9 protein-coding genes are annotated in these 13,531 nt (G+C 67.0%); 3 read left to right on the forward strand and 6 right to left on the reverse strand.

What is annotated here, in order from left to right:
- Positions 1-200 precede the first annotated feature (200 nt).
- Positions 201-1,631: a replication-associated recombination protein A gene (locus tag ACT3UE_RS15240; RefSeq protein WP_444555682.1), complete on the reverse strand. Its 1,431-nt coding sequence runs from the start codon at positions 1,629-1,631 to the stop codon at positions 201-203.
- A gap of 84 nt (positions 1,632-1,715) precedes the next feature.
- On the opposite strand from ACT3UE_RS15240, the gene dtd reads away from it, so the two are divergent.
- Positions 1,716-2,156, forward strand: coding sequence for a D-aminoacyl-tRNA deacylase (gene dtd, locus ACT3UE_RS15245; protein WP_444555683.1), 441 nt, complete (start codon positions 1,716-1,718; stop codon positions 2,154-2,156).
- A gap of 186 nt (positions 2,157-2,342) precedes the next feature.
- Here dtd and aspS read toward each other — a convergent pair whose 3' ends face one another.
- A complete protein-coding gene (aspS, locus tag ACT3UE_RS15250) occupies positions 2,343-4,151 on the reverse strand; it encodes an aspartate--tRNA ligase (RefSeq protein WP_444567003.1) in 1,809 nt (602 codons plus the stop codon).
- 145 nt (positions 4,152-4,296) lie between these two features.
- Complete coding sequence (gene hisS, locus ACT3UE_RS15255) at positions 4,297-5,634, reverse strand: histidine--tRNA ligase (RefSeq protein WP_444555685.1); 1,338 nt, start codon at positions 5,632-5,634, stop codon at positions 4,297-4,299.
- Positions 5,635-5,865: 231 nt separating this feature from the next.
- Between hisS and ACT3UE_RS15260 the strand changes: the two genes are divergently transcribed.
- Both ACT3UE_RS15260 and ACT3UE_RS15265 read left to right on the forward strand, forming a co-directional pair.
- On the forward strand, positions 5,866-7,482 hold the full coding sequence (locus ACT3UE_RS15260; RefSeq protein ID WP_444555686.1) for a DUF349 domain-containing protein: 1,617 nt from the start codon (positions 5,866-5,868) through the stop codon (positions 7,480-7,482).
- Positions 7,483-7,622: 140 nt separating this feature from the next.
- Entirely contained in the window at positions 7,623-8,222 is a 600-nt protein-coding gene (locus tag ACT3UE_RS15265) for a hypothetical protein (RefSeq protein WP_444555687.1), read from the forward strand.
- A gap of 21 nt (positions 8,223-8,243) precedes the next feature.
- Here the strand turns inward: ACT3UE_RS15265 and ACT3UE_RS15270 are convergent, their stop codons facing one another.
- From ACT3UE_RS15270 to secD, 3 genes are all read right to left on the reverse strand, one after another.
- On the reverse strand, positions 8,244-10,472 hold the full coding sequence (locus ACT3UE_RS15270) for a RelA/SpoT family protein (protein ID WP_444555690.1): 2,229 nt from the start codon (positions 10,470-10,472) through the stop codon (positions 8,244-8,246).
- A 251-nt stretch (positions 10,473-10,723) separates the two neighbouring features.
- Positions 10,724-11,731: a protein translocase subunit SecF gene (gene secF, locus ACT3UE_RS15275; protein ID WP_444555688.1), complete on the reverse strand. Its 1,008-nt coding sequence runs from the start codon at positions 11,729-11,731 to the stop codon at positions 10,724-10,726.
- Positions 11,724-13,442 carry a protein translocase subunit SecD gene (gene secD, locus ACT3UE_RS15280; RefSeq protein WP_444555689.1) on the reverse strand — a complete coding sequence of 573 codons (1,719 nt, stop codon included), beginning with the start codon at positions 13,440-13,442 and terminating at the stop codon, positions 11,724-11,726. The genes secF and secD overlap by 8 nt, the downstream gene beginning before the upstream one ends.
- Between the last annotated feature and the right edge of the window lie 89 nt (positions 13,443-13,531).

The raw sequence follows: 13,531 nt of genomic DNA on the forward strand, positions 1-13,531 counted from the left end.
CCCCTTGGAGACCGGTACCACCCGGGGGGCGAGAACAGTTGTCTCGTCCGTAGCGTATTCGTAGGTAGCCAAGGGATCCTCCGATCGGCGCAAGCTCGATTCCGCCCGTCCCCCCGGCCGGCCAAGCGTCCTTGGGGCCAGTGTGGCACCTACTGGAGGGTAGGAGAAGGGTTCGGGCCGTAGAGGTTCCGTTGGCGGATTCAGCGACCGCGGATGATCCGTCGGATCCGCTGCAGCCGTTCACCGATGCCACGTTCGGCCCCATTGGCCGTCGGCGCGTAGTAATCGCGACCGACCAGATCGTCGGGGGCGTACTGCTGTTCGGCGATCGAATGCGGGGCGTCATGGGAGTAGAGGTACCCCTTGCCGTGGCCCAGTTGTCCGGCGCCGGGATAGTGGGCATCGCGTAGATGCGGGGGGATCCCCTCGCCTCGACCGCCCCTGACATCGGCGATGGCGGCGTTGATCGCCTGATAGGAGGCGTTGGACTTCGGGGCGGTCGCCAAGTGGACCACTGCCTGGCCCAGGATGATCCGGCCCTCGGGCATCCCGATCAGTTGCACTGCTTGTGCCGCGGCCACCGCACTCTGCAGGGCCGTCGGATCGGCCATGCCGATGTCCTCCGAGGCACTGATCATGATCCTGCGGGCAATGAACCGGGGGTCCTCCCCCGCCTCGATCATCTTCGCCAGATAGTGCAGTGACGCATCGACATCGGAGCCACGAATGGACTTGATGAACGCGCTGATCACGTCGTAGTGCTGGTCCCCGGCCCGGTCGTAGCGCTGGACGGCGGCATCCATGGCCCGCTCGGCATGGGAGGTGTTCACCGGGATCGGGACAGCAGCGTGTTCCTCGCCCTCGGCCGGGGCTTCGCCGTCGTTCCCTGGACTGGCTTCGACACCGTCAGATTCGCCCCAGGCGACCCCGGCGGCGGCTTCCAAGGCGGTCAGCGCGCGGCGGGCATCGCCTCCGCTGAGCCGGACCAGGTGATCCAATGCGGCAGGTTCCAGTGAAACGGTCCCGTCCAGTCCGCGGGGATCCTGAACGGCGCGGACCACCAGTCCACGGATGTCCTCCTCCTCCAGGGGCTGCAAGGTGAGCAGCAGGGAACGCGACAGCAGCGGCGAGATCACCGAGAAGGAAGGGTTCTCCGTGGTCGCGGCGATGAGCACCACCCACCGGTTCTCCACCCCCGGCAGCAGGGCGTCCTGTTGGGCCTTGGTGAAGCGGTGGATCTCGTCCAGGAAAAGCACCGTGGTGATCCGGTTCAGGTCCCGGTCCGTCAACGCCTGGTCCATGACCCGGCGGACATCCTTGACCCCGGCGGTGATGGCACTGAGTTCTACGAAACGCCGGCCGGGGGCCCGGGCGATGACATGGGCAATGGTCGTCTTGCCGGTTCCCGGCGGTCCCCAGAGGATGACACTGGCGGGTCCGGAGGGACCGGGCCCATCGACCCCGGCCAGTTGGCGCAACGGCGAGCCGGGTTTGAGCAGATGTTGCTGACCGACGAGTTCGGCCACCGTCTGCGGGCGCATGCGCACTGCCAGGGGCGGCCGGGGGCGGGAGGATCCGCGGGTGGGTTCGTCCTCGGAGTCGTCATCCAGCGGACTCAACAAATCGTTCACCCATCCAGCCTAGTGCCCGCACGGTGGTGCCGGGGCGTAGCGCTACGGTGGACGGGTGATGTCGTGCGAGCGAAGGGCCAGGGCATGAAGGCAGTAGTCCAACGGGTTTCGAAGGCCTCGGTCGAAGTCGAGGGGACGGTGGTCGGGCGTATCGACGAGCCGGGGCTCCTGGTGCTCTTGGGGGTCACCGGGACCGATACGGACGCCGAGGCCGCCACCTTGGCCGCGAAGATCTGGCGTCTGCGCCTGCTCGAGGCGGAGAAATCCTGCGCCGATCTCGGCGCCCCGTTGCTGGTGGTCAGCCAATTCACCCTCTACGGGGACGTGCGCAAGGGCCGGAGACCGGGATGGTCGGCCGCCGCACCGAGGGCGCTGAGCGAACCCTTGTATGAGGCGTTCATGGCCGCCCTTCGGGACCTCGGGGCACGAGTCGAGCACGGGGTCTTCGGCGGGCAGATGGATGTTTCCCTGGTCAACTCGGGGCCGTTCACCCTCATCGTCGATACGGCCGATCTCCCCGGCTGATCACCACGGGGATCCTGGCGGACCGAAGCACGCCTCGGGGACCGCTCATCGCTTCCCCGGCCGGCCACCACCCGCCGGACGAGGACCGGCCGATGGTGGCCGGCCGGGTCCCCGTCCAGGCGGAGTCGATGTGCTGGACAGCGGTGTGCCCCGGTGCGCTCTGCCGGGCCGCCGGTTCCAGCATGATCAGGCGTCGGCGGACGCCCCGTCCTGCTGGTCCGCCTTGGCGGCCTTCTTCGGTTCTGGCTTGGCGTCGACGCCGGCCTCCTTGCGCTGCTGCGCGGTGATTTCCGCGGGCGCCTGGGTCAGCGGATCGAAACCGCCACCGGTCTTCGGGAAGGCGATGACGTCGCGGATCGACTCGGTGCCGGTGAGCAGCTGCACCACACGGTCCCAACCGAAGGCGATGCCGCCATGCGGCGGGGCGCCGTACTTGAACCCGTCCAGCAGGAAGCCGAACTTCGACTGGGCGGATTCCTCATCCAGCCCCATCATCCTGAAGACCCGTTCCTGCACCTCGCGCTGGTGGATGCGGATGGAACCACCACCGAGCTCGTTGCCGTTGCACACGATGTCGTAGGCATAGGAGAGGGCGTTTTCCGGATCCGTGTCGAAGGTGTCCAGGAACTCCGGCTTCGGGGAGGTGAAGGCGTGGTGGACCGCGGTCCACTGCCCGGCACCGACGGCGACGTCGCCGGAGGCCACGGCGGCCGCCGAGGATTCGAACATGGGGGCGTCGACGATCCAGACGAAGGCCCAGTCCCCGTCCTTGATCAACCCGGTGCGGTGTCCGATCTCGACCCGGGCCGCGCCCAGCAGGGCTCGGGATTCGGAGGCCGAGCCGGCGGCGAAGAAGATGCAGTCCCCCGGGGTGGCGCCGACCGTGGTGGCCAGGTTCTCCCGCTCGAAGTCGGTGAGGTTCTTGGCCACGGGCCCGGTCAACGAACCGTCCTCCTGGACCAGGACGTAGGCCAGGCCCTTGGCTCCGCGCTGCTTGGCCCATTCCTGCCAGGCATCCAAGGTCCGCCGCGGCTGCGAAGCACCGCCGGGCATGACCACCGAGCCGACATAGGGGGCCTGGAAGACGCGGAAGGTGGTGTCCTTGAAGAAATCCTTCAGTTCGGTCAGTTCCAGACCGAAGCGCAGATCCGGCTTATCCGAGCCGTAGTTCTGCATGGCATCGGCGTAGGTCATCCGGGCGATGGGGGTCGGGACCTGCACGTCGATCAGGTTCCAGACGGCACTGACGATCTGCTCGCCCAGGGCGATGATGTCATCCTGCTCGACGAAGGAGGCCTCGATGTCCAGCTGCGTGAATTCCGGCTGGCGGTCCGCCCGGAAATCCTCGTCGCGGTAGCACCGGGCGATCTGGTAATACTTCTCGAATCCACCGACCTGCAGCAGCTGCTTGAACAACTGCGGCGACTGCGGCAGGGCGTACCAGGAGCCGGGGGCCAGACGGGCCGGCACCAGGAAGTCACGCGCGCCTTCGGGGGTGGAACGGGTCAGCGTCGGGGTCTCGATCTCGACGTAACCCTGGTCGTGCAGCAGTTCACGAGCCACCCGGTTGACCTCCGAGCGCAGGCGGATGTTCGCGTGCGGGCCTGGACGGCGCAGATCCAGGTAGCGGTGGCGCAGCCGCGCCTCCTCGCCGACCTCGACGTGCTCGTCGATCTGGAACGGCAGCGGTGCCGAGGTGTTCAGCACGACGACGGAGTCCGCCATCACCTCGATCTCGCCGCTGGCCAGGGCCGGGTTCTCGTTGCCATCGGGACGGCGTTCTACCGTGCCGACGATCTGCAACACGAATTCATTGCGCAGGGAGTGGAAGTCGGCTTCGTCGCGGACCACGATCTGGGCCACACCCGAGGCATCACGCAGATCCAGGAAGGCGACCCCTCCATGGTCCCGGCGGCGGGCTACCCAGGCGGCCAGGGTGACGGATTGTCCGATGTGTTCGGCCCTGAGCGTGCCCAAGTCGTGAGTGCGCAGCACTGAAGTCCTTTCGAGGGGTTCCTCGCGTGCTCCCGGGGGTTCCCCGGGCCCGGCACGCGTTGGTTCAATTATGGGTTTGGGTCGAGTTTACCGGCAGTGGTGGGCCCCCCGACAACCGGGGCGGCTCCCGGGGGGCCCGCCCCGGTCAGGAGGCGCTGATTCCCGGGTGCTGGTCCTCTGCCGGGGGCGTCCAGGCATGCGGGTCGGCCACCACCTGCTCGCCGGAACGGATGTCCTTGACCTCATGGGTGCCCTCGGCTGAGGTGAACCAGACGTAGGGGATCCCCCGGCGGTCGGCATAGCGGATCTGTTTGCCGAACTTCTCGGCCCGGGCCGCGACCTCCACGGCGATGCCGCGGGCACGCAGCGCCGCGGCGACGTCCTGGGCGGGGTACCAGGAGTCGTCGTCGTTCAGAGCGACCAATACGGCGCTGGGGACATCACGGCTGGCCTTCAGGCCGCCGTCGGACAGCATCCGGGAGACCAACCGGCTGACCCCGATGGACAGTCCGACGCCGGGGAAGACGCGGTTGCCCTTCGAGGCCAGGGATTCGTAACGGCCGCCCGAGCAGATGGACCCGAGCTTCTCGTGGCCCACCAGCACGGTTTCGTAGACGGTGCCGGTGTAGTAGTCCAGGCCGCGGGCGATCGAGAGGTCGGCCACGACCTGGCCGGGGGCCCGACGGGTGGCCACGTCGATGACTTCCGCCAGCTCGGTCAGGCCCGTCTCGAGCAGTTCATGCTCCACCCCCAGGGCCCTGACCTGTTCGACGAAGGAGGTGTCGGCGGTGCGGATCGAGGCCAGGGCCAGGGCGGCCCGGGCTTGTTCCTCGGTGGTGCCGATCTCGTTCACCAGCGCTTCGGCGACCCTCTCGGGGCCGATCTTCTCGAGTTTGTCGATGTTGCGTAGCACCCCGGCGGTGTCCTCGATCCCCAGTCCGAGGTAGAAGCCCTCGGCTAGTTTGCGGTTGTTCACCCGCACGGTGAAGTCGCCGATCGGCAGGGCGCTGAGCGCGTCGGCGATGACCAGGGCCAGTTCCACGTCGTAACGGAAGGGTAGGGCCCCATCACCGACGACGTCGATGTCGGCCTGGGTGAATTCGCGGAATCGGCCGTCCTGGGGTCGCTCCCCGCGCCAGACCTTCTGGATCTGGTAGCGGCGGAAGGGGAAGGCCAGGTGTCCGGCGTTCTCCACCACGTAGCGGGCGAAGGGAACGGTCAGATCGAAGTGCAGGGCCAGGGCGTGGGGGTCCGTCCCCGCCGCCTCACCGTCGTCGTTCTGCAGCCGTGAAAGCCCGTAGACCTCCTTGTCGATCTCCCCCTTGCGCAGCAGTTGGCCCACGGTTTCCACGGCCCGGGTCTCGATGTTGCTGAACCCGTGCAGTTCGAAGCTGCGCCGCAGGCTGTCCAGGACATGGAGCTCCACGAGGCGTTCGTTGGGTAGCCACTCGGGGAAACCTGACAATGAGGCCTTGCGTGCCATAGGGGTGAAGACTCCTTCGCGGGGATGGTGGGATGCTGCCGTTCCGGATGGCGTCGCGCCGGCGTGCCCGGGTCCGGGAGGTAACCGCACGATTCTATGTCGTTCGAGACCGCCATAGCGACCCGGCCCGCGGCAAACTACCTTGTTGCAGCACTGACTCGGTACAGTTACGGAGGAAACACAGGGTTCCGGGGAACTTCCGGACCGACTCCGAACGAAAGAGTTTTAGCGGTGAACAGCTCCACGCAATCCGACGACAACGCAGGCCAGCCCGACGAGTCCACCCAAGGTGCGCCCGTAGGCACCTCCGAGCAGCAGACCTCCCCGGCGCAGGCGGCCCCCGCCACGGAGTCAGAGACCCCCGCCACGCAGCAGGCTCCCGCCACGTCGCCCGAGCCGCAGACACCGGCCGCCGACGCCCCGGCCGCAGAGGCAGCGCCGAAGCCCGCCGACGCCCCGAAGCCCACGGCAGTTCCCAAGCCCTCGGCCACCCCGCGACCGACGCCCACCCCGGCGGCCATGCCCCGCCCGCAGGCGGGACCGAAGTCCAGCAAGCCGACCCCGGTGGTCCCCGCTCCCCCGGCCTACAGCAGCGACCTGGACGAGGCCGCGAAGTTCAGCCGCGTCACCGATGACGGCCACGTCTTCGTCCTCGTCGAGGGCGAGGAGTTCCCGGTCGGCCAATACCCGGACGCCACCCCCACCGAAGCGCTCGCCTATTTCGTGCGCAAGCACGACGACGTGGTCAGCCAGTTGCTGCTGCTCGAACAGCGCGTGGCCGCCCACGCCCCCTCCACGGACATGAACAAGACCCTGGACCACCTCCAGCAGCTGGTGACCGAACGGATCATGGTCGGTGACCTGAAGGCGTTGCAGGGCCGGTTGGACGCCGCCCGGCAGGAAGTTGCCGAACGGCAGAAGGCCGAACGCAAGACGCAGGAGGAAAACCGGGCCCGCGAACTGGCCGCCCGGGAGGCGATCGTCGTTGAAGCCGAGGAACTCGCCGCCCAGGATCCGGCCACCGTCCAGTGGAAACAGGGCAGCAACCGGATGAACGAACTGTTCGAGCTGTGGAAGTCGGCCCAGAAGAACGGTCCGCGTCTGGGCCGTTCCACCGAGGACGGCCTCTGGAAGCGGTTCCGTGGGGCCCGGACCACGTTCGACCGCCACCGTCGTGCCTTCTTCTCGCGGCTGGATGCCGATAATTCCGAGGCCAAGCGCGTCAAGGAGGATCTGATCGCGCGGGCCGAGGCCATGTCGGGGTCCACCGAATGGGGGCCGACGGCGGGCGAATACCGCCGGTTGATGGACGAGTGGAAGGCCTCCAAGCGGGCCTCCCGCAAGGACGACGACGCCCTGTGGGCCCGCTTCCGGGCCGCCCAGGACATCTTCTTCAATGCCCGCTCGCGGGCCAACGAGGAACTGGATCAGGAATTCGAGGAGAACCTCGCGGTGAAGGAGAAGATCCTCGCCGAGGCCAGGGCCCTGCTGCCGATCAAGGATCTGGCCGCGGCGAAGAAGGCCTTCGAGCCGATTCGCGACCGCTGGGAGGCTGCAGGGAAGGTGCCCCGCTCGGCCATGCAGCGCATGGAAGGCGGAATGCGCACCGTCGAGGACGCCCTGCGTGGTGCCGAAGACGAGAAGTGGCGTCGCTCCAACCCGGAGACCAAGGCCCGCTCGAACAGCATGCTTACGCAGCTCGAGGACACCATTGCGGAGTTGGAGACCGAACTCGAAACCGCGAAGGCCTCCGGCGACGAACGGCGGATCAAGCAGGCGGAGGAAGCCCTCTCGGCCCGCCGGGCCTGGTTCGAAACCCTCCAGGAGTCCGCCCAGGACTTCGAGTAGGCCTCTGCCGGCTCCTGCTCCCCAGTGACCGGTAACGGTCCGCGGAGCACCCGTGCCCGGCTCTGGAGGGCCGGTCACCAGTATCCACAGGCTGGTGGCCGGCCCTTTTGCCGCGACGCCCCCTTTGCCACAGTGGGTGCATGATGGATCCGATCGAGGCCACCGAGGTCACCGCGCTCCTGCAACCCGGGCGGCCCTTTGCCGCTCCGGAGCTGATGGTGCTGCGTGCCGAGGGGGTCCTGCGCCAGGTGCTGCCCGGGACGTTCGTGTGTTCGGCCGTCGAGGACGGCCCGGCGTTGCGCGCCGCGGCGGTGGCCACGGTGGCCGGCCCCCGGTTGCACGAATCGGCCGTCATCGGACGGCTGGCAGCGGCCTGGGTGCATGGCTTCCACCCGGCACCGGAGGTCCTTGAACTACTGGTTTCGCGGTTCCATCGCATCCCGTTGCAGCGCGGCCCCGTCCGGTTGGCGCTGCATGAATGCGTGCTGGAGCCCAGTGAGGTCCAGGGGCGCTTCGCGATGCCGGTGACGACCCCGGTCCGCACGGGCCTGGACGTCGCCTTCCATGGTGGCCCGGCCGTGGCGCGCCAGGTGCTCAGTCGTCTGACCGGTCCACGCAGCGGTGGGTGCAGCAGGCAGGAGCTGTTGTCCGCGATCGAGGCCACGGGCCGTCGACCGGGTAAACGGGCGGCCTGGGACCTGGTGGCGGGATTGCCGTCGCTGGCGGCCGTCCCCCGATGAGGTCCAGGGCCCCGAAGGCCGCTACGAGCGCCGGCGGCCCTCGGAAGTGCGGTACACGTCGTAGACCCCGTCGATCCGTCGCACCGCGTTCAGGACGTGGTTCAGGTATTTGGGATCGCCCATCTCGAAGGAGAAGCGGGAGGTCGCGACCCGGTCCTTACCGGTGACCACACTGGCCGAGAGGATGTTGACCTGATTGTCCGAGAGCACCTTGGTGACGTCGGAGAGCAGCGATTTGCGGTCCAACGCCTCCGCCTGGATCTCCACCAGGAACACACTGGACTGGGTGGGGGCCCATTGCACCTCGACCAGCCGTTCGGCCTGATCGCCCAGGGCCTGCAGGTTGGCGCAGTCGGCCCGGTGCACCGAGATCCCCGAACCCCGCGTGACGAAGCCGCGGATGGCATCCGGGGGCACCGGGGTGCAGCAGCGCGCCAGTTTGGCCATGACGTCCCCGGCCCCGGGGACGACCACCCCGGCGTCGTGGGTCTGGCGGGAGGTTCCGGGGGTGAAGGAGGGGGTCTCGTCGAAGTCGGCTTCATGCGGGTGGGTCGGGCCCACCAGCGCCTGGAGGTGTTCGATGACGTTCTGGGCGGAGGTGTGTCCGTCACCGACCGCGGCATACATGGCGGCGATATCCGAGTGGCGCAACTGCTGGGCGACGGCGGTGAGCGTATCGTGCGTCATCAGCTTCTGCAGCGGCAGGTTGTTCTTGCGCAGGGCCTTGGTGAGCTGGTCCTTGCCCTTGTCGATGGCCTCTTCGCGACGTTCCTTGGTGAACCACTGGCGGATCTTGTTCCGGGCCCGGGGGCTCTTGACGAACCCCTGCCAGTCCTGGCTGGGGCCGGCACCTTCGGCCTTGGAGGTGAAGACCTCCACCCAGTCCCCGTGGTGGAGTTCGCTGTTCAGCGGGACCAGTTTGCCGTTGACCCGGGCCCCGATGGTGCGGTGGCCGACCTCGGTATGGACCGCATAGGCGAAGTCCACGGGGGTCGACCCGGCGGGCAGGGCCATGACCTCGCCCTTGGGGGTGAAGACGAAGACCTCGGCCGCGTTGATCTCGAAACGCAGCGAATCAAGGAACTCGCCGGGGTCGCGGGTCTCCTGCTGCCAGTCCATGACACTGCGCAGCCAGTTCAGGTCCTGGCCGTCCTGGCCGACGGCCTTGGTCTTAGCCGCACCGGATTTGTACTTCCAGTGCGCGGCGATGCCGTATTCGGCACGCCGGTGCATATCGTGGGTGCGGATCTGGATCTCGACCGGTTTGCCGTCGGGGCCGACCACGGTGGTGTGCAGCGACTGGTACATGTTGTACTTCGGCATCGCGATGTAGTCCTTGAACCGCCCGGGCAGGGGGTTCCAGCGCGCATGCAGGGTCCCCAGGGTCGCATAGCATTCGCGGACGCTGTCCACGAGCACGCGCACGCCCATGAGGTCGTGGATGTCGTCGAATTCCTTCCCGCGCACCACCATCTTCTGGTAGATCGAATAATAGTGTTTGGGCCGGCCGGTGATGGTGGCCCGGATGCGCTGCTGGTGCAGGTCCTCGCCGATGAGGGTCCTGACCGTGGACAGGTATTTTTCGCGTTCGGGGGTCCGGTCCCCCACCATGCGGACGATTTCCTCGTAGACCTTGGGGTGCAGGGCCGCGAAGGAGAGGTCCTCCAGTTCCCATTTGATGGTGTTCATGCCCAGACGGTGGGCCAGCGGCGCGAAGATCTCCAGGGTTTCGCGGGCCTTCTTGGCACTGGATTCCGGGGAAACGTACCGCCAGGTCCTGGCGTTGTGCAGGCGGTCGGCGAGTTTGATCAGCAGGACCCGGATATCGCGGGCCATGGCAATGACCATCTTGCGGACGGTCTCGGCCTGGGCGGCGTCGCCGAACTGGACCTTGTCCAGCTTGGTCACCCCGTCGACGAGCATGGCGACCTCGTCGCCGAATTCCCGGGCGAGGTCCTCGAGCGAATAGTCGGTGTCCTCGACCGTGTCATGCAGCAGCGCCGCGGCCAGCGTGCTTCCGGTCATGCCCATCTCGGCCAGGATGGTCGCCACCGCCACCGGGTGGGTGATGTAGGGATCGCCGCTTTTGCGCTTCTGGTTTTCGTGGCACCGCTCCGCCACGGTGAAGGCGCGGGTGATCAGATCAAGGTCCTCGCGCGGGCTGTTCGCCCTTACGGTGCGCAGCAGCGGTTCGAGGATCGGGGGCTGTCCGGAGGTGCTGCGCCCGGCGAAACGGGCCAGTCGGGACATGGTCCCGCCGCGGCGTCGGGCTGCCGGCGGTGGTGACGCCGGCTTGGCCGGCTGGTCGGCCGCGCCGTTCGCTGCCCGGGCTGTGGGTTCCGCCATGGCAGGTCCTCTCGCTGTACCCGGTTCGCACTACGCTTCCGGGGCCTGGGTGACGGGGAGGCCACGAGCGGCTAACCGCCCGTGGCCCCTCCGTTCCTCAAGGTTATAGCACCCCCGGGGCTCTGCGGTCACTTCCGCTGCCCGGGTGTGACGGCTCAGCCGGCAGTGGCCGCCTGGGAGTGCAGATCGGCCCCGCGCTTGGCTAGGACCTTCTTGTTGTGTTCGCGCACATCGGCCTCGCCGTGGCGCAGCACCGCGTAGAGCGGTGCCTGGATGAAGACGGTGCACAAGGTGCCCACGATGATGCCCACGAACAGGGCCAGCGACAGGTCCTTCAACGTGCCCGCACCCAACAGGTAGGACCCGATGAACAGGATCGAGCCCACCGGAAGCACGGCGACCACCGAGGTGTTGATCGAGCGGACCAGTGTCTGGTTCACGGCCAGGTTGATGTGCTCGATATAGGTCCGATCCGTCTGTTCGAACGTATGGGCCGTGTTCTCGCGGATCTTGTCGAAGACCACCACGGTGTCATAGAGCGAATAGCTCAGGATCGTCAGGAACCCGATGATCGCACTGGGGGTGACTTCGAAACCCGAGAGCGCGTAGATGCCTGCGGTGATGATCACGACCGTGAACAGGCCGATGATCGCTGCCAGCGACATCTTCCAGGTGCGGAAGTAGACGGCCATCAGCAGGGCCACCAACACGACGAACGCGATCAGGCCCAGGAGGGCCTGCTGCGAGACATCCGCGCCCCAGGAGGGACCCACGAAGGAGGAGGTGACCTCGTCGTCGGAGACGCCGTAGGCGTCGGCCAGGGCGTCACCGGCCTTCAGGGTCTGATCGTTGGTCAACCGTTCGGTCTGCACGCGCATGGTGTTGGCCGCGATGTTGGTGACCGTCGGGGCGTGGTCGGGGGCGATGGCCTTGATGGCGTCCTCCCCGACCTTGACGTCGGTGTGCTTGACATCGGAGATGGTGAATTCGGAACCACCACTGAACTCGATGCCCAGGTTGAAGCCGCCCTTGGCGATCGGCAGGATGATCGAGGCCAGGACCAGCACCGCGGCGATGGAGAACCACAGCTTGCGTTTGGCGATGAACGGGTAGGAACGCTTTCCCGTATAGAGCTCGTTGCCCCAGGTGGCGAGATTAGGCATTATCGTCTTCCTTCGTCGCGACCGACTGGGATTCCGCGGACCCTCGTTCGGCTTGTTTGCGTTCGGCGATCGTCTGCCGCCGGGCGGCTTCCTTCGAGGCGCCGGAATGGCGTTTGGAGGTGTCGACCGTCGGGCGGAAGTCGCGGATCCGTCCGGCCCCCTTATAGAGGGGTTCGGCGCCCAACAGCGAGGGGTCCAGCCCCGAGAGGCGGTGGCCTTCGCCGAAGAACCGGGTCTGGGCCAGGATCTGCAGCATGGGGTGGGTGAACAGGAACACGACGATGAGGTCGGCGATCGCCGTCAGCCCCAAGGTGAACGCGAAGCCCTTCACATTGCCCACCGCCACGACGTACAGCACGACGGCGGCCAACAGGTTCACCGCCTTGGAGGCGATGACCGTCTGCTTGGCCCGCTTCCAGCCGGTTTCCACGGCCGAGGGCAGGGATCTCCCGTCACGAAGTTCGTCACGGACCCGTTCGAAGTACACGATGAACGAGTCCGCCGTCAGTCCGATGGCGACGATGATGCCGGCGATGCCGGCCAAGGAGAGCCGATAGTTTTGCGCCCACCCCAGCAACACGATGGCCAGATAGGTCAACACCCCTGCCACCAGCAGCGAGACGATGGTGACCAGGCCGAGCAGCCGGTATTGGAAGAAGGAGTACACGGCGACCAGGGCCAGCCCGATGATGCCGGCGATCATGCCCATGCGCAGCTGATCCGAACCCAGGGTCGCCGAGATCTGTTGGTCCGACTGGATCTCGAAGCTGATCGGCAGGGCGCCGTACTTCAGCTTCTCGGCCAGGGCCTTGGCGGATTCCTCGGTGAAGTTGCCGCTGATCTCCGCCTTGCCGTTGCCGATCTGTGCGTTGGCGGTCGGGGCGGTGAGGACCTTGCCGTCCAGGACGACCGCGAACTGGTGCTGCGGGCCCTGCATGGAGACCAGGCGCTTGGTGACTTCACCGAACTTCTTGGCGCCCTCGGAGTTGAACTCCAAGTTGACGACCCATTTGCCGGTGTTGAATCCCTGGTCCGAGGTCGACATGCCCGAGGTGGCATCGGCGATGTCCGTCCCGGGGATGGCGACGGGGCCCAAGATGTATTTGGCCTGCTGGTTGGGATCGCAGGAGATCATCGGAACGTCGGGATCGCCGTTCTCGATATTGGACTTCGCGCTTTCGTCCGCGCAGTCATAGGCCTCGAACTTCTTCAGCAGCTTGCCGTCGATCCAGTTCTCGTCCGAACCGTTCTTCGGCTTCGCCGTCGGCTTGGGCAGGTCGGCCTTCTTGGTGCGCTCCGCCTTGGGGGTCGCTTCCCAGGTCCCGGCAGCGATGACGGGACGGAACTCCATGTTCGCCGAGGCCTGGATCAGTTCGCGGGTCTTCTCATCCGGGGAACCCGGCATGGAGACCACGACGTTGCGGCCTGACTGGGTGGTGATCTCCGCTTCGGAGACACCGGAACCGTCGACACGCTGGCGGATGATCTTCACCGCTTGTTCCAGCTGTTCCTGGTTGATTTCCTGGTCGCCTTGGACCTTCGGGGACAGGATCATCTGCGTGCCGCCCTCCAGGTCCAGGGCCAGCTTGGGGGCGAAGGTCGATTGCTGGGTTGCGACGCCACTGATCAACACCGCCGAAAGGGCGAGGATCATCACGCCGAGCCACAACAGCGCGCGGCGCGCGTGTTTGATCGGGCCTGTCTTGTTCATTATGGGACTTCCTGCTCAAGACGCCTCTGAAGGACGTCGGAGTACGGCAGAACGCGGCGTGCGGCCCCCGACAGTGGCCCCCCCCCCCG

It is taken from the genome of Arthrobacter sp. 179, from assembly GCF_052379645.1.
Taxonomy (GTDB): Bacteria; Actinomycetota; Actinomycetes; order Actinomycetales; family Micrococcaceae; genus Arthrobacter_H.

Coding starts and splice junctions, on each gene's coding strand:
- secD (WP_444555689.1), bottom strand. CDS start 13,442: ATGAACAAGACAGGCCCGATCAAACACGCGCGCCGCGCGCTGTTGTGG.
- dtd (WP_444555683.1), top strand. CDS start 1,716: ATGAAGGCAGTAGTCCAACGGGTTTCGAAGGCCTCGGTCGAAGTCGAG.
- secF (WP_444555688.1), bottom strand. CDS start 11,731: ATGCCTAATCTCGCCACCTGGGGCAACGAGCTCTATACGGGAAAGCGT.
- hisS (WP_444555685.1), bottom strand. CDS start 5,634: ATGGCACGCAAGGCCTCATTGTCAGGTTTCCCCGAGTGGCTACCCAAC.
- ACT3UE_RS15265 (WP_444555687.1), top strand. CDS start 7,623: ATGATGGATCCGATCGAGGCCACCGAGGTCACCGCGCTCCTGCAACCC.
- ACT3UE_RS15270 (WP_444555690.1), bottom strand. CDS start 10,472: ATGTCCCGACTGGCCCGTTTCGCCGGGCGCAGCACCTCCGGACAGCCC.